Raw genomic sequence first — 20,543 nt, forward strand, 5'->3', positions numbered from 1 at the left:
ATGGCAAAATTAGTTCTTGTTAGACACGGAAAAAGCGAATGGAATAAACAAAACCGTTTTACCGGCTGGGTGGATGTGGATTTGGCTCCGGAAGGTATTCAGGAAGCCAAAAAAGCGGGGCAGATATTAAAAGACGCAGGATTTACTTTTGATATATGTTTCTCATCTTTTTTAAAAAGAGCAATTAAAACAGGAATTATTATTTTAGAAGAACTCGATTTATTGTGGATTGACCACTTGAAAGACTGGAGATTTAACGAAAGATTTTACGGTGCCCTTACAGGACTTAATAAAGACGAGGTTAAAAAAGAGCTTGGAGAAGAAAAATTTTTGCTTTACAGAAGAAGCTATGATGTTCCTCCTCCGCCTTTAAGTGAAGATGACCCGAGACATCCGAGATTTGATCCGAAATATAAAAATTTTCCTGTTGAATTAATTCCAAGTACAGAATGTTTAAAAGATAATCAGATACGCTCAATGGCGGCTTTTCATGAAAGAGTTGCACCGCTTTTAGTTGAAGGTAAAGATGTGTTGATTACAGCTCACGGAAATACAATAAGAGGGATGGTTAAAGAATTTGACAACATAAGCGATAAGGATATTCCAAAATTTGAAATAGCTACAGGAGTACCGAGAGTTTATGAATTTGATGAGGAGCTTCATATTAAAAAAGTTTATAATTTAGATTAATTTATAAAGAAGTTTACTAAAACTGTTGGCAAAATTTTGAATATCTTTTTTACAAAAAGGCTTTGGGCCTTTTGTAATTTCTCCGCTCTGTCTAATCTCAGCCATTAAATTTCTTATGCTTAAGAAATTTTGAATAGAATTTTCATCATATATTTCCCCTCTGTGCCCTAAAGCGAGAGCACCTTTTTTAACAATTCTGTCAGCCAGGGGTATATCGGCAGTTATTACTAAATCGTTTTTTTCGCACAGGTTTACTATTTCATCATCCGCTTTGTCTATTCCTTCGTTTACAATAATATATTCGATAAACGAGCTTTTTTCAAAAGAAATTTTTTTATTGGATACCACAATTGTTTTTATTTTGTTTTTATTTACCGCTCTGTAAATTATTGGTTTTATTGCCTTTGGCAGGGCATCCGCATCAATTAAAATTTTCATTTTTTTCTCTTATAAAAAAATAGCTGCCAAAAAGAGCGGAAAATGTATTTATACTTACAAGCATATAAATAATCACTATCTGGTAGCTTACCGCTTTTAGAGGGGATGCACCGGCTAAAAGCATTCCTGTGGTAATACCGGGAATTGCAACAACACCTATGGTTTGAAGCATATTGTTAACAGGTATCAAAGCCGCTTTTATAGCTTCTTTTTGCATTATTTTGTAAGCTGATTTTAAATTTGCACCGATGGCAAAAAATCTCTCAATTAATTCTTTTTGCAAAAACAGTTCTCTTTTTAATCTTTCTATGGTTAACGTGTAGGTATTCAGAGAATTGCCTATAATCATTCCTGCAACAGGTATAAATTCATATGGTTTAAGAGAAATTATTTTTAAAATTATCATTATACTTAGAATTATTACAGCAGACATACTAATGGAATAAAAAGCCCATAAGAATAAAAATTTAGTTCTCTTTTTTGCTATGAAAGAAGCGTAAATGAGCATAAACAACACAATAGGTATATACCAAAGAGGATTTTTAATTTTAAATAAAAACCCCAAAATGAATCCCAAAACACTCAGTTGCAGCAGGGCTCTTAGAGAATTGATAAAAAGTTCTTTTTCAATACCGATTTTGTTTTTGTATGAAATAAACAAAGGTATAAGCACTAAAATAAAACTTAAAGCCACTATATTGAATTTCAACTGTTTCCTTTTTAATAAAATTGTATCACATAATTATAAATTTATATTATATAGAAAAAATATTATGTTAATTTATAAATAAATTGTATCTCTATTTTTTGTTTTGATACAATTATATAAAAAAAAGGCAGCTTATGCAAATTTTAAAAAAAATGCCGCAAATTTCAGGCTTAAATTTGAAGAAATTTTAAACCGGGGGAAAATGGACATAGAAAATGTTGAAGGAATAGTAAAAAACATTATTAACGAAGTTAAAATTGAAAAAAACAGAGCCTTATTTGAACATATTTCAAAATTTGACAGATGGACTCCTGATAAAGACAGTGATTTGGAAATAACAAAAGAAGAAATGAAAAAAGCTTATGATAATTTGGATGAAAAATTAAAATGCGCTTTACATCTTGCGTATGATAGAATAAAGTCTTATCACGAAAAGCAGCTTCCCAAAACATGGCTCACGTTTGAAGAAAACGGGACTATTTTAGGGCAAAAAGTAACCCCTGTCGAAAGAGCCGGTGTATATGTTCCAGGAGGAAAAGCTTTTTATCCAAGCTCTTTGCTTATGAATGTAATTCCCGCAATTGTAGCCGGAGTAAAAGAAATCGTTGTCACCACGCCCGTAATTGAAAATAAACCCAATGAATTACTGTTGGCGGCCCTTTATATATGCGGTATGCCGAGAGCTTTTAAAGTGGGTGGTGCTTCCGCTATTGCATCTATGGCTTACGGGACGGAGAGTATTCCGAAAGTGGATGTAATTACGGGTCCTGGGAATATTTTTGTCGCAACCGCCAAAAAACTGGTTTTCGGGGAAGTAAATATAGACATGATAGCAGGACCGAGTGAAATTGGTATTATTGCAGATAACACCGCAAAAGCTAATTACATGGCAATAGATTTACTTTCACAGGCCGAACATGATGAAATGGCAAGTTCAATAATGGTAACAGTTTCGGAAGAGCTGGCAAAAAATACACAAAAAAAAGTTTACGAATTTTTAAATGAGCTTGAAAGAAAAGAAATTGCAAAAAAATCCATTGATGAAAGAGGTGCTATTATTATTGCTCGCAATATTGATGAGGCAATTGCACTTATGAATGAAATTGCGCCTGAACATCTTGAAATTGTTACAGCTAATCCATTTGAACTGCTTCCAAAAATTAAAAATGCGGGTGCGATTTTCTTAGGAGAAAATACTCCCGAACCGATTGGTGATTATATAGCAGGACCTAATCATACTTTGCCTACTGGGGGAACGGCGAAATTTTATTCTCCTTTAAATGTTGAAATTTTTATGAAAAAAAGCTCAATTATCTCTTTTTCCAAAGAAGCTATCAAAAAAATGGGAGAAGATTGTGCTATTTTGGCTAAGAGTGAAGGACTTACTGCACATCAGAAATCTGTTCTTGAAAGGCTTAAGTGAATTTTGACAAATTTGATTTTATAGAGAATTTTTTACCTAATTCTCCTTTCGCCTATATAATTTTTCTTTTTTTCTTTTTTTTCTTTACAACAATTTTTGTTTTAACAGTTGCAAAATTAACAAAAAATAAAAGTATTCAAAACAATAATAAAAAATTAACTATCGAAGATTTAATAAAAATATCTAAAAATGAAAAATCAAATATTAAAGATTTGGTATTTGCGATTGAATATTTTAACTCTGAATTTAAAGTAAAACAGTTTCCCGATAAAGCAGTTAAATTTCTTAAATCTGTTTTAACACATAAAAACAGAGGCAAAATTTTATTTGATATTTTTCATTCAAAAACCGTAAAACTGAATAAAGAATTTAAAGAACGTTTGAATAATTTAGAAAAAGAATGTTTGAATAAATAAGATAGAGTTTAAACTCTATCTCTAAGATTAAGTGCAGAAATTACTTCAAGATATTTGTTATGGTCTTTTCTTTTCAAATATCTCATAAGTCTTTTTCTTTGCCCAACTAATTTAAGTAGTCCTAATCTGCTTGAATGGTCGTGTTTGTGTGCTTGTAAATGTTCGTTAATTTGATTGATTCTTTCGCTCAATAGTGCAATTTGCACCGCCGGGCTTCCAGTATCAGTTTCAGTATTTCCGAATTTAGCGATAATTTCTCTTTTTTTCGCCGAATCCAAAGCCATTTTAGCCTCCTGATTGGTAAATTTTAGTTTTTCAACTAAGATTGAAAGTATATCTTTTTTTATATAAAAAATCAAATTTTGATAAAATTTTAAAAAAAAGGTGTTTATGAAGAAAATAATTCTGTTATTATTTGCTTCAATATTATTTAGTTCAAATATATTAATATTGAATTCTTATTCCGCAAAGCTGAAATGGACTCAGAATGAATTAAACGGTATACTTAACGAATTAAATGATCAGAATTTAAATATTTATGTAGAATTTATGGACACCAAACTTTTCAGACCCACACCTGAAAGATTAAAAAATTTTTATAATTATATATTCAATAAGTATAGAAAAATACCCTTTGACATTATTATAATTACCGATGACAATGCTTTGAATTTTGTAAGGAAAAATATAAATTCGGCCTTGTTTTCAAATGCAAAAGTTTTTTTTGCAGGGATAAACAATCTGAAATTGGCAAAAATTTTAAATAAAAACAGATTTGCGGGGGTATTTGAAAAGAAAGAACCGGTAACTAATTTACAATTTGCTTCGAAAATTGTAAATTTAAAAACTTTGTATGTGGTGGGGGATAATTCAAATTCCGCCAAAATAGTAATGAAACAGTATAAAAAAGCATATAAAACATTTAAAAATATAAAATTTGTTTATATAAATGAAAAAGAGTTGACCCATTTATTGTATTTTTTTAAAGACAATTATTCAAATGATTCGGCTATGATGTTAATCAATCCTTTTAGTTTCAATTATGAAAACAGACATATATCTTATAAAAAAGCCGTTCAGCTTCTTTCTAAAGTTTATAAAAGGCCTATAGTTGTACATACAGATATCCTGGTAAATATAAAAAATTCAAATGTTGTAGGGGGAAAAGTTAACGATTCCCATAATCAGGGCAAAATAGCCGCAATAAAAGTAAAAAAATATTTAAACAAAAAACAGATGAAAAATCTTGGTTTTACTTTTGAAAAAGCGAATAAAATGTATTTAAATGTTTTAAATCTTAAAAAATTCGGGGTAAATGCGTATTATCTGGGTTATAAAAATGCCGTTTACGTAAACAAACCCCAAACACTCTGGAAAAAATACAAAAATGAGATTATTTTAATGCTTTTATTTTTTCTTTATCTGGTTTTGGTTATTGTTATTTTAATTTATAAAAATATTCTTTTAAAAGAATTAAACAGAGAAAAAGAAAAATTGAATTTTGAATTACAAAAAAGAATAAATTCAGCTGTAGAAGATATTCAAAAAAAAGACAAACTTTTGGCTAATCATGCAAAACTTTCAGCTATGTCCGATATGATGGGGGCTGTGGCGCATCAATGGAGGCAGCCTCTAAACGCCCTTGCAATTAATTTGCAGGTTTTACCTGAAATTAGAGATAAAAATAAATACAGCGAAATTATTGATAAAAATTTAAAAATTATAAATTTTATGTCCAATACCATAGATAATTTTATAAAATTTTTTAAAAATGATAAAAAAGAACTGAATTTTTCTGTAAAAACTTCCATAAAAGAGACTTTGGATATTTTGGATGCACAGTTGAATGCCAAAAAAATTATAATTGAATTCAAAGGGGATGATTTTTATATTAAAGGGAATAAAAACCAGTTTAGACAAGTGGTTTTAAATATTATAAACAATTCAAAAGAAGCCTTTAAAAATCAAGAAAATAAAAAAATTGAAATAATTTTAAAAAATAAATTAAAAAGAATATATATTTTGGATAATGCCGGCGGAATTGAGAAAAAATTGATAGATAAGATATTTGAACCTTATTTTACAACAAAAGATAAAGGAAGCGGACTCGGGCTTTATATCAGTAAAATCATACTTGAAAAATATTTTAATGCCAATCTGTTGATAAAAAATACAAAAATAGGAGTAATTAATATTATTTCATTTTAATATAAACAGATAATTTAGGTATAATTTGGCAAAAAGGGTTGATATGCTGTTTACAAAATCAAGTGCTTATACTCTGCAGGCTTTGATGGAGCTTTCAAGGTTTGACAAACCTGTGGATGTTACGAAACTTTCCGAAATAACTTCACTGCCAAAACCGTTTTTGGCAAAACTGCTGCAAACATTGTCAAAAAAAGGTTATGTTAAATCCTTTAAAGGGATACACGGAGGTTTTTTACTTGAAAAAAAACCCAAAGATATAAAAATATTAGAGCTGTTTAAAGTTATTGAAGATAAAGATTCTCTGGTTTTTTATTGCTCCAAAAAGCCTGAAAACTGTGTGAGAAACAGGGCAAATATATGCTGTGTGAGACCTTTTTTTGTATTTTTGGAAAATAAACTTGATGAAATTATAAAAGATATGACTTTAGAAGATGTTATAAGGATGAAATCTGATAAATAAAATTAAAAATTCACTTAAGTTATTAAGCGAAATAACTGATTTAGGTGTTGTTGCTTTTGTTTTTGCAATACTTTTAATTATTATTATTCCGCTGCCCAACGGAATACTCGATTTTTTTCTCACGATATCTTTATCTGTGGGTATATTAATTTTACTTCTTAGTTTATATATCCCAAGACCTACTGATTTTACAACTTTCCCTACATTGATTTTGATTGTTACGCTTTACAGGCTTTCACTGAATGTTGCAACAACAAGAATGATTCTCTCAAACGGTTATTTAGGCCCTGATGCCGTAAGTAAAATAATCTCCGCTTTTGGAGAATTTGTTGTAGGTGGAAATTATATTATAGGTATTATTGTATTTACAATACTTGTTATTATAAACTTTATGGTAATTACCCAAGGTTCAACCAGGGTTGCTGAAGTGGCAGCAAGATTTACCCTTGATGCGATGCCCGGAAAACAGATGGCTATAGATGCCGATTTAAATGCCGGACTTATTGATGAAAACGAAGCAAAAAGAAGAAGGGCGGAACTTATCCAGGAAGCAAATTTTTACGGTGCAATGGACGGGGCCAGCAAATTTGTAAAAGGTGATGCAATTGCCGGTATTATTATTACCCTTGTCAATATTATTGCCGGGCTTTTAATAGGTATTTTTCAGCATAATATGGATATTGCCGAGGCTGCTTCTACATATACCATATTAACTATTGGAGACGGTCTTGTCGGGCAGATTCCGGCACTTATGGTTTCAACAGCCACAGGTATTATAATAACCAGGGCAAGTAAAGATGAAAGTAATTTTGCAGAGGGTGTTATTAAACAGTTGATGAAGGATTACAAGGTTATTTTAATTGTAGGGACATTTCTTTTTTTTATGGCTTTTATCCCCGGATTCCCTAGAGGAAGCATGATATTCCTTGGACTTGTATTTTTAATGACAGGATATTTAATGATGGAAACCCAAAAAGGGGTAGACCCGCTTGCGGCAATTATCGCAAAATTCAGAAAAAAACCGCCTCCAAAGCCTAAAAAATCCCCTGAAGAACTTGCAAAAGAAGAAGAGAAGCCTAAAAAATCCCCTGAAGAACTTGCAAAAGAAGAAGAGAGGGTATTGGAAAATATTTTGAAAGTTGAGCTGCTCGAGCTTGATATTGGTTATCAGCTTATTAAAATTGCCGATCCGAATCAGGGAGGGGATTTGCTTGAGAGAATAAAAACAATGAGAAAAAAAATAGCCTCTGATTTTGGGTTTTTGGTACCGCAAATCAGAATAAAAGACAATATTCAGTTAGAACCAAACGAGTATCAGATTTTATTAAAAGGGGTTGAGGTGGCCAAAGGTAACGTATATCCAGACAGATATCTTGCTATGTCAACGCCCATGGTGATTGAAGAAATTGAAGGGGAACACGTAAAAGAGCCTGCTTTTGGGATTGATGCAATATGGATAGACGAAGATAAAAAAGAAGAGGCTTTAATGAACGGATATACTGTTGTTGACGCTTCGACTGTGATAGTTACACATCTCAGTGAAATTATCAAAAAATATGCAGAGGAATTACTCACCCGTCAGGATACTCAGGCATTGATTGAAAGAATTAAAAAAGATTTCCCTGCTATTGCGGACGATGCCTTGAAAGTTGCAAATATCGGACTGATTCAGCGTGTTCTTAAATCTTTGCTTCATGAAAAAATCCCAATTAAAGATATGATTACAATTCTTGAAACTATTGCGGATATTGCCGAATATACTAAAAATATTGATACGATAGTCGAGCATGTAAGAAGCAATTTAAGCAGGGTTATTACAAAACTTTATGAAAGTGAAGACGGCACGCTTAAACTTATTACTTTTGACAGTGCAACTGAGCAGTATTTATTATCAAAACTTCAGCAGCAGGGGGATAATAAGCAGTTTATCTTAACGGTTTCTGAGATGAATAAACTGGTTGAAGAAATAAGCAATGCGGCTAGCGAAATTGTAAATAAGGGAATTGCTCCGGTGGTGTTGATAGTGGATCCGTTAATCAGAAAGCCTCTTGCTGAAATACTTGAAAGATTCGGTGTGGATGTGGTAGTATTATCCCATGCGGAAATAGACCCTAATGCTAAATTTGAAGTGCTTGGAAGTATCAGTATAAATTTTAAGGAATAGCATGTTAAAAAGTACGGAAAAAAGTTTAATTAAAAAAATGTTTTTATATCCTGTTTTATTAATAATGTTTTCATTTTTACTGTTAATGATTTCATCATTTATTACTTTGAAAACATTTAAAAAAAATGAAATAAATAAAGATATTGAAAATTTAATAAACAATAAAAAAAGTTTTATTAAAGAACATGTGGTTGGTTTATCGCAAGATGTTGACAATGCTTTAAAATTTAGTATTGATGAAACTAAAAAAAGTGTAAAACACAGAGTTTATCTAATTTATTATACCGTTAAAAGTCTTTATTCTTTAAATAAAAATAAAAAATTTATAATAACTTATTTGAATCAGTTAAACAAATATTTAAAAAATCATTATGTTTTTGTATATGATAAAAACGGAATAACAAAAGTTCATAAATTAAATTCTTTTTTAGGAAGAAGCATTAAAACAATTTATTTGTCAAATCATATATCTTTTTATGAAATGAGTAAAAAAATTTTGCAAAAAAATAGTGAAGGGTTTATTGAAATAAAATTTTTCAAACCAAACCATACAAATAAAAAATATTTAAAAATAGATTTTATCAAATATATACCTGAACTTAATTTGATAATAGGTTCCGGAGAATATGTGGAAGAATTAAAAGCCAAACTTGCAAAGCAGATTTTTCAAAGAGTAATGATTAAAAAATATGGAAATAATAATTATTTTTTTATAATTAAAAAAGACGGCACATTAATTGTAAATCCCACATATAAAAATGAAATAGGAAAAAATATTTTGAATTTAAAAGATGTTGACGGGAAATATTTTATAAAAGAGATGATAAAAAAAGCACTTTCAAATAAAAACGGTGCTTTTGTAATTTATAAATGGTTAAATCCAAATGATAATAAAATAGAAAAAAAACTCACATATGTAATATACAATAAAACAATAGATGCCGTAATAGGAAGTGGTTTGTATATTCAGCAGGATATAAATAAGTATGTAAATAAAGAAAAAAGGAGAATAAACAATGAATTTAAATCGTTTTATAAAAGTTTGATTTTTACTTTTTTGGCAGTTTTAATATTTTCGGTTTTATTGACATATTTTCTTTCTAAAAGATTAGAATTTATTTTTACAAAATATAATAATTTATTGGAAAAAGAAAAAAATAAAGCTGAATTTGAATCTTTGCATGATACTTTGACAAAAATACCGAACAGAAGGTTTTTTAACCAGAAACTGAAAGAAGAGTTTTTAAGGGCAAAACGATATAATACAACGTTTTCACTGGCAATGATAGATATTGACCATTTTAAAAAAATAAATGATACATACGGTCACGACACAGGGGATACCGTTCTTAAAAAAATGACTTCTTATATCAGAAAAAATATTAGAAAAAGTGATTTTTTTGCAAGATGGGGAGGAGAGGAATTTATGCTTATTTTCCCATATACAAATTTACAAAAAACTAAACAAATTTGTGAAAAACTAAAAAAAGAACTGCAGGAAAATGAGTCTGTTCAAAAACCTGTAAAATTTACAATAAGCTGTGGTATTACAGAATTCAGAAATGATGGCGATATAGAAAATATTATAAAAAGGGTTGATACAGCTTTATATGAGGCTAAAAATAGTGGTAGGGATAAAATTGTAGCTATTTAAAAGCAATAAATGTCGCAAAATTATTCCATCTGAAAATTACTTCAACTTCTTTAAATCCCGCATTTTTTAGCATTTCAATGTTTTCTTCCATGGTATAAGGGATTAAAACATTTTCCAAAGCTTCTCTCTTCCTAGCTATTTCATATTCCGAATAGCCCATTTTCTTTTTATAATCATAATATAAATCTATCATTGTTTTATTTAATTTTTTATCATTTGTAACAAGTTTTTCGCTCATTAAAAATATTCCGTCATTTTTCAGGGAATTGTAAATTTTTTTAATGAGCTTTTCCCTTTTTAGGGGTCTTATGAATTGAATTGTGTAATTTGCAATAATAGCGTTTGAATTTTTAATTTCATAATTTAAAAAATCCGTTTTAATAAATTTAATATCAACTCCAAATGCTTTTGCCTTGGTTTTTGCCCTTTTAATCATAGCGTCTGAATTGTCTATTCCTATTAGATTTAATTTTTTATCGCTTTTTTTGGCAAGTTCTATTAAAAAAGTTCCGGTTGAGCTTCCCATATCCACAATTTTATCGCTTTCTTTTAAAAAATTTTTTAAAATATCTATTTGTAAATTTAAATTTTCTTTATAAAAAGGGACACTTCTATTTAACATATCGTCAAATACGCTGGCAACCTCTTCGTCAAATTCGAACTGTTTTTTTATCGGTTTATTGAAAACTTTGTCTTTCAACTTTTTTCCTTATGGTATAATTTTTAATAATTTTACTATAAAAGGCGTTTTTATGAAAGATGCAACTTTAGCCCTACATTTAGGATATGAAAAAGACAATCAAAAAGCGATGCAGGTTCCTATTTATATGACCACGGCTTATGAATATGAAAGCACGGAGCATGCGGCAAGGCTTTTTAATCTGGAAGAAACCGGAAATATTTATACGAGACTTGATAACCCCACTACAAGAGTTTTTGAAAAAAGAATAGCGGCGCTGGAAAGGGGAATAGGAGCCGTTGCAACGGCTAGCGGAATGGCGGCGGTGTTTTATTCTCTTACAAATTTAGTGCAAAGCGGGGATAATATAATTATTTCAAATAAATTATACGGGGGAAGTATAACCCTTTCTACCCATACATTGAATAAATTTGGTATTAAAGCAAAATTTTTTGATGTTCATAATCCTGAGATGCTGGAAGATATGATAGATGAGGGAACAAAAGCAATTTTGATTGAGAGCGTTTCAAATCCGGCCTTGGCGGTGCCTGATTTTGAAGGAATTGGTGAAATTGCTAAAAAAAGAGGAATTATATTGATTTGTGACAATACAATTGCAACTCCTTACGGTGTAAAGCCTCTTACACTCGGATGCGATATTGTGTTGCACAGTTCAAGCAAATATATAGTGGGAAACGGGAGTGCAATAGGCGGTGTTATAATTGAGGGAAAAAGTGCCAAAGAAAAGCTCTCTTCATACAGATATCCTCAGTTTAACGAGCCGGATGAGAGTTATCACGGACTTGTTTATAATAAAAAATTTGAAACTCCTTTCACAGCAAGGGCAAGACTTGCGCTTCTGAGGGACTTCGGGGCGGTAATGTCCCCTTTTAACGCCTGGCTTATGATTTTGGGGCTTGAGCATTTGTATCTTAGAATAAAAGCCCACAGCGAAAACGCACTTGAAATAGCCAAATTTTTAAAATCTCAAAAAAATATAAAAAAAGTAAATTATCCTTTTTTGGAAGATGATATAAATTATAAATATGCCAAAAAATACCTTAAATACGCAGGTGGAATTGTAAGTTTTGTGGTGGAGAGTTTTGAAAAAGCAAAAAATATTGCAAATTCTCTTGAAATTTTTTCCCTTGTAACGAATATTGGCGATTCTAAATCAATCGTAACGCATCCGGCAAGTACAACACACCAGCAGTTAAATAAAGAAGAGCTGATAAAAGCGGGGGTTGATGAAGGGCTTATCAGGCTAAGTATCGGGCTTGAAGATGTGGAGGATTTGATAAATGATTTGAAAAAGGCTCTTAATTGAAAGAGGAGATTAAAAAACTCTCTTTAATTCCGGTTTTGCTTTTTTTTATTTTTTCAGTATTTTTTTTTGTGATTTTTTACCAGTATATAAGATATATTTTGGAAAAAGATATATATGAAACTGAAAAAAGGGTAATTAATATAGAAAAAATGCATTTAAAACAGGATGTTGATAAATTTAAAAAAACGTTTAATTTGATTTTTGATACATCCTATAGTGTGGCAAATTCAAATTTAGAAATTTTTTTAAAAATATTGCTTGAAAAAAATACAATAAATAATTTTTATATTTCAAAAGACAACAGTTTTATTTATGGAAAAGTGATAAATAAAAAATTAAATTATGAAATATATAAAAACAGATATATTATACTGAATTATAAAAATAATAAATTTTTGGTTTATTTTATAAATAAAGGAAAAAATGTCTATATAGCGGGAATTAATAAAAAATATCTTGATAATCTGGCGTTAAATAAAATAAAAAAATATCTCGATGAAATAAATAAAAACAATCCAAATTATATAGCTATGGGAAAAATAACTACTTTTAACCCGGATAAAGACGGAATTTTTGGATATTTATATTATATGCCTTTAAAATTAAGAGAAATGGAAGGATTTGTTCTTTCAACTAAAAAACCTGATGTAAAAGGTAATTATTTCAGAAAAAAATATCTTGAGTGTTTTAAAAAACATAAAAACTGTTTTATAGAGTATTATTTTAAAAATCCAAAAACAGGAAAAATTGAGCAAAAAATAAGTTATTTTACACTGATAAAAAATTTTAATTTTGATATATTAAAAGGTATTTACGCATCCCAGATAAAAAATGAAATAAAAAAAGAGATAGTAGGACAGCAGAAAGAATTTAAAAAAATTTTTTTGATAGGAATTTTTATATATTTTGTTTTATTAATTATTTTATATATTGTTTTGACTTATTTTATTCAAAAGTTTCAAAATAGAATATTAAATGAATATGGGAAACTGATTGAAAAGCTTAGAAAAAGATATTATTTTGATTCCCTGACAAATTTGCCAAACAGGCATAAACTGATAAAAAATTTAGATAATTACGAAGGTTTGATTCTTATTGATATTGATGATTTTTCCGATGTAAACGATGTTTACGGATTTGACATGGGCAACGAAATTTTAAGAAATTTTTCCAAAAGATTATTATCAAAATATAAAAATGTTTACAGGAGTGGAAATGACGAATTCGTTATAGGGTTTAAAAGAAAAATAACTAAAAAAGATTTGTGTGAAATTGCAAATAACAAATATGAGTTTAACCTTATAGAAATATCTTTCAGCATAAGCGGAAGCAATGAAAAGGGAAAACTTTTAAAAACAGCTGAAAGCGCTTTAAAAAAAGCTAAAAAAAACAGTGAAAACTGTGTTTTGTTTAATGAAAAAATAGAAAAAGAACAGAGTGAAAGAATAAAAACAATACAAAAACTTAAAAAAGTTTTGGAATATAAAAGAATAATTCCTTATTATCAGTGTATAAAAGGAGAAAAAGAAAAATACGAAGCACTTATGAGAGTCGAAATAGACGGTGAAATTATGCCTCCTTTTTATTTTATGGACCTTTTGAAAGAGGCAAAGCTCTATTATAAGTTTTCTGAAATAATGATTCAAAAGGTGCTTGACGATGTAAAAAACGAAAGAATAAAAAATGTATCTATTAATCTCTCTTTTATAGATATAGTAAACGAGGAAACAAACAGATTTTTATTAAACCTTGTAAACAACTGCAAAAAAACCTCTGAAATAACATTTGAAATACTGGAAAGCGAAAGTATTAAAGATTTTGAACTTGTAAAAAAATTTATTGATTATGTCAAAAGTAAAGGCATAAAAATATCAATAGACGATTTTGGAAGCGGATATTCAAATTATATCAGAATATTGGAGCTTAAACCGGATTTTATAAAAATTGACGGAACGATTGTCAAGAATATAAATAATGATAAATATTATGAAATAATAAAACTGATGATAGAATTTGCCAAAAAATTTAATATTAAAACTGTTGCCGAATTTGTTGAGAATGAAGAGATTTACAATAAATTAAAAAATCTCGGAATTGATTATTATCAGGGTTATTATTTTTGTAAACCTGAAAAATTAGAAAATCTAAAAAAATAAGTTAAAATTTCATTTAAAAAAGGAAAATATGAAAATTGAAACCAAAATAGCCAAATTTACAAAACCTTTATATCTTGAAAGCGGTAGAATTCTTGAACCTTGGCAGATTATTTATGAAACATACGGAGAGCTTAATGAAAAAAAAGACAATGTGATTCTTATAACACATGCACTTTCCGGTTCCCATCATGCGGCCGGAATGTATGAGGGTGAGAGAAAACCTGGCTGGTGGGATTCTTTAATCGGCGATGGAAAAGCGGTCGATACCACTAAATATTTTGTTATAGCAACAAATGTAATAGGTAGCTGTTTTGGCTCAACCGGTCCTATCAGTCCGATATATCCCGGAAGCAGTGAAAGATACAGGCTTAAATTTCCTGTAATTACAATAAAAGATATGGTAAAAGCCCAAAAAATTTTATTGGATTTTTTAGGAATTAAACACTTAAAAGCCGTAATAGGCGGAAGTATGGGAGGGATGCAGGCATTAAGATTTGCTGTGGATTATCCGGGATTTGTTGAAAAAATTTTCCCTATTGCCACAACGTATCAGACAAGACCGTATGTAATTGCTATTAATAAATCTATGATTGAGGCGCTTAGGAGTGATTGTGAATTTAAAAACGGAAATTATGACCCGAAAGAAATCAGGAAAAAAGGCCTGAAAGGTTTGGCGGCTGCAAGAATGGTAGGGTATTTAAATTATATTTCCCCTAAAACGTTTGATAAAAAATTTGGAAGAGATTATGTAAAAACAGACGGTATGTTTGAACTTTTCGGAAGGTTTCAGGTTGAAAGTTATCTGGAATATAACGGAAGCTCTTTTCCAAAATGGTTTGATCCGCTAAGTTATATATATTTGTTAAAAGCTATTTCACTTTTTGATATAGGCAGAGGGTTTATTAATACAAAAGAGGCTTTTTCACAGATTAAAGACAAACTTGTTTTGATTTCCTTTTCAGGGGATACTCTGTTTTTTCCAGAAGAGATGAGGGAAATTAAAAAATATATGGATGATATAAACGGAATTTGCGAGTTTTATGAAATAAAAAGCGATTACGGACATGACAGTTTTTTGGTTGAAGTAGATAAATTTGAAGATATTATTAAAGAGGAGCTAAGTAAATAGTGAAAATGGTGAAAGCCTGTCCGGCCGCTTGCAAAGCGGCGGGGTGGTGAGTAGTGAAAATGGTGAATGTTGGATAATGAATTTTGATAAAGGAGAATTATGCAGGATTTTGAAAAAAAATTAAAAGAGGCAAAAGAGCTTTTGGAAAAATTAAACGACCCTGAACTTACGCTTTTTCAGGCGATGGAATATTATAAAAAAGGTATAAAACTGCTTGAAGAGGCTGCTAAAATGATAGAAGAGGCCAAACTTCAGTTTAAAGAACTTACAAAATGAAAATAGCGGCCCTTCAAAGTGCCGAGCTGCCTATAAATAAAACAAAACTTGATTATTATATAAATATTGCAAAAAAAGAAAAAGTTAAGATTTTTATTCTTCCCGAATATGTTTTAAACAGGTTTTTTAAGGAACTTGAAAAAACACCAAAAAATTTTATTATAGAACAGTCAAGACATCAGTTGGAACTTCTTAAAAAACTATCTAAAATTTATAATATCGTAATCATTGCACCTGTTGTGACATATGAAGATAAAAAATTTTTTAAGATAATCATCAAAGCAAAAAACGGTAGAATTTATAAATATTATCAGCAGATTTTAATGCCATATTCACATTGGAATGAAGAAAAATTTTTTGCTAAAAAAGAAAACAGGCCTTTTATTTTTAATATTCAAAATATACGGTTTGGGATAATGTCTGGATTTGAGAGCCATTTTACTAAATTTTGGGATTATTTTGAAACTAAAAAGGCTGATATTGTTTTAATTCCGAGTATTGGAACTTTTAATTCTTTTAAAAGATGGTTTGAAATGCATAAAACATTCGCTTTTTTAAAAAATATGTATGTATTAAGGGTTAACCGTGTGGGAAACTGGAAAGAGTGGGAATTTTACGGAAAAAGTTATCTGATAAACCCTTTTGGGGAAGTTGAAAATATTTTGGGAAATAAAGAAGAGATGATAATCTGCAAACTTGATAAAAACATTATTAAAGAAGCGAGAAGAGAATGGAAATTTAATAAATTAAGCAGAGAGCTTAATTTAAATTTTATATTTTCATTAATCAAAAATTTCAAGTATTTCATACGCCGTGTTTCTTTTAGCCGGAATTTCCCCCACGTCTTTAATCAGTTCAATCATTTCCTGCTGATTCATTGCATTTTGAGCACCCGCGCTTCTAACCACATTTTCTTCCATCATGGTAGAACCTAAATCGTTAGCCCCGTATAAAAGTGCAAGCTGTCCGATATAACTGCCCTGCGTTACCCAGGAGCTTTGAATATTTTTAAAATTATCCAAAAACAGTCTTGCAACCGCAAGATACCTTAAATATCTGTTTGAAGAAGCCTTATATTTTACAATACCTTCTTTATAAAGTGCAGTATTGTACGGCTGAAAAGACCACATAATAAAAGCTCTGAATCCTCCTGTTTCGTCCTGCAATTTTCTTATTAAATCCCAGTGTTCCACTATTTCTTCAACTGTTTCCACTGTCCCGAACATCATTGTAGCGGTTGAGCGCATGCCTATTTCGTGTGCGCTTTTATGAACTTCAAGCCATGTGGAAGTATCTATTTTATTTGGCGCTATTATGTCCCTTACCCTGTCGCTTAATATTTCCGCCCCGGCTCCCGGAATTGAAAAAAGCCCTTTTTCTTTTAGCCTCATTAAAACTTCTTTTATAGGAATTTTGCTTATTTTGCTTATATACGCAATTTCGGGCGCAGAAAATCCGTGTATGGTTATCTTTGGATATTTTTTATGAATGTGCTCCACTAAATTTTCGTAAAAATCAATTCTTAAATTCGGATGAACACCACCTTGAAAAAGTATCTGTGTTCCACCTATTTTTATCAGTTCATCAATTTGTTTATCTTTTTCTTCAAAACTCAGAATATACGCATCTTCATTTTTTTTATGCCTGTAAAAAGCACAAAATTTGCAGTCTATAAAACATATATTGGTATAATTTATGTTTCGGTCGACAATAAAAGTGGTTATTTTTTTAGGATGAAGCTCTCTTTTTTTCTCAAGCGCCATTTTCCCCAGAGTAATTAAATCCTCATTTTTAATTAAATCTACTGCTTTTTCTTTGGATATTCTCAAAATAACTCCTTTTTTTGTATAATTGCTTTATAATATCAAAAAAAGGCAAATCATGGAAGAATTGATTGAAAAAATATCCGAGAAAACGATTAATGAGCTTAAAAAAGCAAATAAACCTGCTTATCCGCTCTATTACAGGGATGTTTTTGTAAATATAACAAGAGAAGAGAAAATATTAGACCAGTTAAACCCGAGACTTTTATGTATTGAGCCAAATCTTAGCGAAGAGCTTATAAACAAAACCGCAGATACGGTAAAAAATATAAATCAAACCTCCAACAATATAAAAGAGGAGTCGATTAAACTGCTTGAAAAAATTGAGCCTGTCGAAGCAGAAGAAGTTAAAAGTCTTGTTATTCAATATTCTTCCAAACTGCTTGATCAGATTAATAAAATGCAAACGAAAATAAATGAACTTGAGATGGAACTTGACAGAGCTTACAAGGAACTTTTGGTTGATCCCCTCACAAAAGCATTTAACAGAAAGGCTTTTGAAAAAGATATAAATGAAATTTTAGAGGCGGGAAAAAACAGGGATTTGGATATGGCTTTGGCTATTGTAGATTTGGACCATTTTAAAGAAATAAACGATACCTACGGGCATTTGGTAGGTGATTTTGTGCTTAAAAAACTTGTGGAAATAGTAAGAAGACTTTTAAGAAAAGAGCATAAAATATACAGAATAGGCGGAGATGAATTTGTAATTTTACTAAACAGAACCGATTTGAAAGCATCGGAAATTATAATTGAAAGAATAGTAAAAACCATAGAAAAAACAAAAATGAAATACAAAGAGCATTTGATAGACATAACCGTATCAGTGGGACTTACAATGCATAAAAGCGGAGACAGTATTGAGAGTATTGTTAAAAGAGCGGACATGGCTTTATATGAAGCAAAAAAAAGCAGAAACAAATATGCGGTAGAGTTATAAGGATAAAAATGTGGTTTGATGCGGTAATTATAGGAATAACGCTTATACTGGCGATAAAAGGTTTTTTTAACGGATTTGTAAAAGAAATTGCAGGACTCATTGGATTAATAGGCGGATTATGGCTTGCAAGAGAATATTTCCACAGTGTCGGAATATATATCGATAAAAATCTTTTTGCAATAAAAAATTATGCCGCCATAGATTTGGTGGGTTTTATTGTCGTTTTTGTGGGTTTTTGGATAAGCATTGTTTTTATAGGATTTTTAATTAATAAAATTTTAAAAATGAGCTCTCTTGGAGCTCTTGATAAAATTTTAGGATTTATTTTTGCCGGGCTTAAGTTTTTTTTATTGATAAGTGTAATTATAGCGCTTTTATATAAAGTTGAATTTATTAAAGAAAAAACCCATAAATATATTAAAAACAGCATTACTTTTCCAATATGTTTAAAAGCCGGAGAAAAAATAATAAACCTTTCTCCCAAAGATTTAGAAAAACTTTCTAAAAATGTTAAAATTTCAAAAAAATAAAGGGAATTGATGTTTAGCAACGAATACGTAAAACAAAGAATGGCAAAAGCTTCCAATTTAAAAGAAGCAGGAATAAACCCGTATGCCCATAATGCTAAAAGAGATACAAAAATTTCTGAATTTTTGGAAAAAAATAAAGATATAGAGAATCTTGAAAACAAAAGGGATGAAAACAGAATATTCACAGTGGCGGGGAGAATTAAATTCCTAAGGCTCATGGGGAAAGCCGCATTTTTTAAAATAGAAGACGAAAGCGGTATTTTGCAGGTTTATATGAATAAAAATGATTTGGGTGATAATTTTAACTTGCTCAAAAAAAACCTTGAAGTAGGGGATATTGTGGAAGTTAGCGGATATCCGTTTATTACTAAAACGGGAGAGCTTACAATTCACGCCAAAGCTGTGAAAATACTCACAAAAGCAATTCATCCGTTGCCGGAGAAATTTCACGGTCTTCAGGACGTGGAAACTAAATACCGTCAGAGATATCTTGATATGATAATGAACAAAGAAACAAGAGAAAGGTTTAAATTAAGAAGTAAAATTGTTTCTCTTATAAGAGAATTTTTCCTAAGTCATGGATTTTTGGAAGTTGAAACTCCAATGCTTCATACAGTTGTAGGAGGTGCAAATGCAAGACCTTTTATGACACATCATAATGCACTCGATATAGATATGAATCTCAGGATTGCACCTGAACTTTTCTTAAAAAGACTTATAGTAGGCGGTTTTGAAGCAGTGTTTGAGCTTAACAGAAATTTTAGAAACGAAGGAATTGATCAAACACATAACCCTGAATTTACAATGCTTGAATATTATTGGGCATATCATAATATGCAGGATTTGATGAATTTGACAAAAGAGCTTTTTAATTATCTGCTTGAGAAATTACATCTTCCTAAAAAGATGCCTTTTGGAGAGAGGGAAATAGATTTTAACGATTGGAAAATAATTACTTATAAAGATGCATTAATTAAAATAGGAAATGTTCCAGAAAATATTTTGGAAGATACTGAAGCTATGAAAAAATATTTAAAAGAAAAAGGAATTGAAATTGAGGAACATATAGATTCACGCGGAAAATTGTGGGCGGAACTTTTTGACGAATTTGTTGAAGATAAGCTTATTAATCCGACTTTTATAACCCGGTTTCCTATTGAAATTTCACCTCTTGCAAGAAGAAGCGATGAAAACCCTGAATTTGCAGAAAGGTTTGAACTTTTTATAGCCGGGAGGGAAATCGCAAACGGTTTTAACGAATTAAATGACCCGATGGATCAGTATGAAAGGTTCAAAGCCCAGCTTGAGGCTAAGGCAAAAGGTGATGAAGAGGTTATGGATATGGATTACGATTATATAAGGGCGCTGCAGTACGGAATGCCTCCTACTGCAGGTGAAGGAATAGGAATTGACAGACTGGTTATGCTTTTGACCAATACGGAATCTATTAAAGATGTTATTTTATTCCCTACAATGAAGCCTAAAAAAGAGATTTTTGATAAAGACGATACAAAATAAAAA

Annotated in this window: 19 protein-coding genes and 1 pseudogene; 15 read left to right on the forward strand and 5 right to left on the reverse strand. The window is 30.2% G+C overall.

What is annotated here, in order from left to right; all coding sequences use genetic code 11:
- Positions 1-690 carry a 2,3-diphosphoglycerate-dependent phosphoglycerate mutase gene (gene gpmA / locus DZ64_RS0108395; protein WP_024790195.1) on the forward strand — a complete coding sequence of 230 codons (690 nt, stop codon included), beginning with the start codon at positions 1-3 and terminating at the stop codon, positions 688-690.
- Here the strand turns inward: gpmA and DZ64_RS0108400 are convergent.
- Together DZ64_RS0108400 and fetB are read right to left on the reverse strand one after the other, a co-directional pair.
- Complete coding sequence (locus DZ64_RS0108400) at positions 682-1,128, reverse strand: YaiI/YqxD family protein (protein WP_024790196.1); 447 nt, start codon at positions 1,126-1,128, stop codon at positions 682-684. The genes gpmA and DZ64_RS0108400 overlap by 9 nt on opposite strands.
- Positions 1,112-1,837: an iron export ABC transporter permease subunit FetB gene (fetB, locus tag DZ64_RS0108405; protein ID WP_024790197.1), complete on the reverse strand. Its 726-nt coding sequence runs from the start codon at positions 1,835-1,837 to the stop codon at positions 1,112-1,114. Before fetB ends, DZ64_RS0108400 begins: the two co-directional genes overlap by 17 nt.
- A gap of 202 nt (positions 1,838-2,039) precedes the next feature.
- Here fetB and hisD point away from each other — a divergent pair, with 202 nt between their 5' ends.
- Both hisD and DZ64_RS0108415 read left to right on the forward strand, forming a co-directional pair.
- A complete protein-coding gene (gene hisD / locus DZ64_RS0108410; protein ID WP_035003503.1) occupies positions 2,040-3,260 on the forward strand; it encodes a histidinol dehydrogenase in 1,221 nt (406 codons plus the stop codon).
- Positions 3,257-3,676, forward strand: a complete 420-nt coding sequence (locus DZ64_RS0108415; protein ID WP_024790199.1) for a hypothetical protein — start codon at positions 3,257-3,259, stop codon at positions 3,674-3,676. The genes hisD and DZ64_RS0108415 overlap by 4 nt, the downstream gene beginning before the upstream one ends.
- Before the next feature lie 8 nt (positions 3,677-3,684).
- Here the strand turns inward: DZ64_RS0108415 and rpsO are convergent, their stop codons facing one another.
- The gene (gene rpsO / locus DZ64_RS0108420; protein WP_024788094.1) at positions 3,685-3,960 is read right to left on the reverse strand and encodes a 30S ribosomal protein S15; all 276 of its coding nucleotides are present in this window, start codon (positions 3,958-3,960) and stop codon (positions 3,685-3,687) included.
- A gap of 106 nt (positions 3,961-4,066) precedes the next feature.
- Here rpsO and DZ64_RS11565 point away from each other — a divergent pair, with 106 nt between their 5' ends.
- Genes DZ64_RS11565 through DZ64_RS0108445 form a run of 4 tightly spaced genes read left to right on the forward strand, consistent with a single transcriptional unit; the run spans position 4,067 to position 10,162 of the window.
- Positions 4,067-5,884, forward strand: coding sequence for a HAMP domain-containing sensor histidine kinase (locus DZ64_RS11565; protein ID WP_024790200.1), 1,818 nt, complete (start codon positions 4,067-4,069; stop codon positions 5,882-5,884).
- A gap of 43 nt (positions 5,885-5,927) precedes the next feature.
- Positions 5,928-6,344 (forward strand): Rrf2 family transcriptional regulator, encoded by a 417-nt coding sequence (locus DZ64_RS0108430; RefSeq protein ID WP_024788096.1) that lies wholly within the window; start codon positions 5,928-5,930, stop codon positions 6,342-6,344.
- A complete protein-coding gene (flhA, locus tag DZ64_RS0108440; RefSeq protein ID WP_035003213.1) occupies positions 6,334-8,508 on the forward strand; it encodes a flagellar biosynthesis protein FlhA in 2,175 nt (724 codons plus the stop codon). The genes DZ64_RS0108430 and flhA overlap by 11 nt, the downstream gene beginning before the upstream one ends.
- Before the next feature lies 1 nt (position 8,509).
- Positions 8,510-10,162, forward strand: coding sequence for a diguanylate cyclase (locus DZ64_RS0108445; RefSeq protein WP_024790202.1), 1,653 nt, complete (start codon positions 8,510-8,512; stop codon positions 10,160-10,162).
- Here DZ64_RS0108445 and cmoA read toward each other — a convergent pair.
- Positions 10,155-10,862, reverse strand: a complete 708-nt coding sequence (gene cmoA / locus DZ64_RS0108450) for a carboxy-S-adenosyl-L-methionine synthase CmoA (RefSeq protein ID WP_024790203.1) — start codon at positions 10,860-10,862, stop codon at positions 10,155-10,157. The genes DZ64_RS0108445 and cmoA overlap by 8 nt on opposite strands.
- 52 nt (positions 10,863-10,914) lie before the next feature.
- On the opposite strand from cmoA, the gene DZ64_RS0108455 reads away from it, so the two are divergent.
- The 5 genes and pseudogenes from DZ64_RS0108455 to DZ64_RS11985 form a co-directional block, all read left to right on the forward strand.
- A complete protein-coding gene (locus DZ64_RS0108455; RefSeq protein ID WP_024790204.1) occupies positions 10,915-12,168 on the forward strand; it encodes an O-acetylhomoserine aminocarboxypropyltransferase/cysteine synthase family protein in 1,254 nt (417 codons plus the stop codon).
- Between the two features lie 98 nt (positions 12,169-12,266).
- Positions 12,267-14,324: an EAL domain-containing protein gene (locus DZ64_RS11570; protein WP_162147540.1), complete on the forward strand. Its 2,058-nt coding sequence runs from the start codon at positions 12,267-12,269 to the stop codon at positions 14,322-14,324.
- Between the two features lie 28 nt (positions 14,325-14,352).
- Complete coding sequence (locus DZ64_RS0108465) at positions 14,353-15,453, forward strand: homoserine O-acetyltransferase (protein WP_024790206.1); 1,101 nt, start codon at positions 14,353-14,355, stop codon at positions 15,451-15,453.
- Positions 15,454-15,552: 99 nt separating this feature from the next.
- Complete coding sequence (gene xseB, locus DZ64_RS0108470) at positions 15,553-15,729, forward strand: exodeoxyribonuclease VII small subunit (RefSeq protein WP_024788105.1); 177 nt, start codon at positions 15,553-15,555, stop codon at positions 15,727-15,729.
- A pseudogene (locus DZ64_RS11985) lies at positions 15,726-16,442 on the forward strand (carbon-nitrogen hydrolase family protein); the annotation flags it as partial. The gene xseB and the pseudogene DZ64_RS11985, both read left to right, overlap by 4 nt.
- A 69-nt stretch (positions 16,443-16,511) precedes the next feature.
- Here the strand turns inward: DZ64_RS11985 and DZ64_RS0108480 are convergent.
- On the reverse strand, positions 16,512-17,558 hold the full coding sequence (locus DZ64_RS0108480; protein ID WP_024790208.1) for a dehypoxanthine futalosine cyclase: 1,047 nt from the start codon (positions 17,556-17,558) through the stop codon (positions 16,512-16,514).
- 52 nt (positions 17,559-17,610) lie between these two features.
- Here DZ64_RS0108480 and DZ64_RS0108485 point away from each other — a divergent pair, with 52 nt between their 5' ends.
- The 3 genes from DZ64_RS0108485 to lysS are packed head-to-tail and all read left to right on the forward strand — an operon-like array spanning position 17,611 to position 20,540.
- Positions 17,611-18,492: a GGDEF domain-containing protein gene (locus DZ64_RS0108485; RefSeq protein WP_024790209.1), complete on the forward strand. Its 882-nt coding sequence runs from the start codon at positions 17,611-17,613 to the stop codon at positions 18,490-18,492.
- Positions 18,493-18,500: 8 nt separating this feature from the next.
- Positions 18,501-19,022, forward strand: a complete 522-nt coding sequence (locus tag DZ64_RS0108490) for a CvpA family protein (protein ID WP_024790210.1) — start codon at positions 18,501-18,503, stop codon at positions 19,020-19,022.
- A 9-nt stretch (positions 19,023-19,031) separates the two neighbouring features.
- The gene (lysS, locus tag DZ64_RS0108495; protein WP_024790211.1) at positions 19,032-20,540 is read left to right on the forward strand and encodes a lysine--tRNA ligase; all 1,509 of its coding nucleotides are present in this window, start codon (positions 19,032-19,034) and stop codon (positions 20,538-20,540) included.
- Positions 20,541-20,543 lie beyond the last annotated feature (3 nt).

The sequence above is a fragment of the Lebetimonas sp. JH292 genome (assembly GCF_000523275.1).
In the GTDB taxonomy this organism is placed as follows: Bacteria; Campylobacterota; Campylobacteria; order Campylobacterales; family Nautiliaceae; genus Lebetimonas.

Coding starts and splice junctions, on each gene's coding strand:
- gpmA (WP_024790195.1), top strand. CDS start 1: ATGGCAAAATTAGTTCTTGTTAGACACGGAAAAAGCGAATGGAATAAA.
- DZ64_RS0108400 (WP_024790196.1), bottom strand. CDS start 1,128: ATGAAAATTTTAATTGATGCGGATGCCCTGCCAAAGGCAATAAAACCA.
- hisD (WP_035003503.1), top strand. CDS start 2,040: ATGGACATAGAAAATGTTGAAGGAATAGTAAAAAACATTATTAACGAA.
- rpsO (WP_024788094.1), bottom strand. CDS start 3,960: ATGGCTTTGGATTCGGCGAAAAAAAGAGAAATTATCGCTAAATTCGGA.
- DZ64_RS11565 (WP_024790200.1), top strand. CDS start 4,067: ATGAAGAAAATAATTCTGTTATTATTTGCTTCAATATTATTTAGTTCA.
- DZ64_RS0108430 (WP_024788096.1), top strand. CDS start 5,928: ATGCTGTTTACAAAATCAAGTGCTTATACTCTGCAGGCTTTGATGGAG.
- DZ64_RS0108445 (WP_024790202.1), top strand. CDS start 8,510: ATGTTAAAAAGTACGGAAAAAAGTTTAATTAAAAAAATGTTTTTATAT.
- DZ64_RS0108455 (WP_024790204.1), top strand. CDS start 10,915: ATGAAAGATGCAACTTTAGCCCTACATTTAGGATATGAAAAAGACAAT.
- DZ64_RS0108465 (WP_024790206.1), top strand. CDS start 14,353: ATGAAAATTGAAACCAAAATAGCCAAATTTACAAAACCTTTATATCTT.
- xseB (WP_024788105.1), top strand. CDS start 15,553: ATGCAGGATTTTGAAAAAAAATTAAAAGAGGCAAAAGAGCTTTTGGAA.
- DZ64_RS0108485 (WP_024790209.1), top strand. CDS start 17,611: ATGGAAGAATTGATTGAAAAAATATCCGAGAAAACGATTAATGAGCTT.
- DZ64_RS0108490 (WP_024790210.1), top strand. CDS start 18,501: ATGTGGTTTGATGCGGTAATTATAGGAATAACGCTTATACTGGCGATA.
- lysS (WP_024790211.1), top strand. CDS start 19,032: ATGTTTAGCAACGAATACGTAAAACAAAGAATGGCAAAAGCTTCCAAT.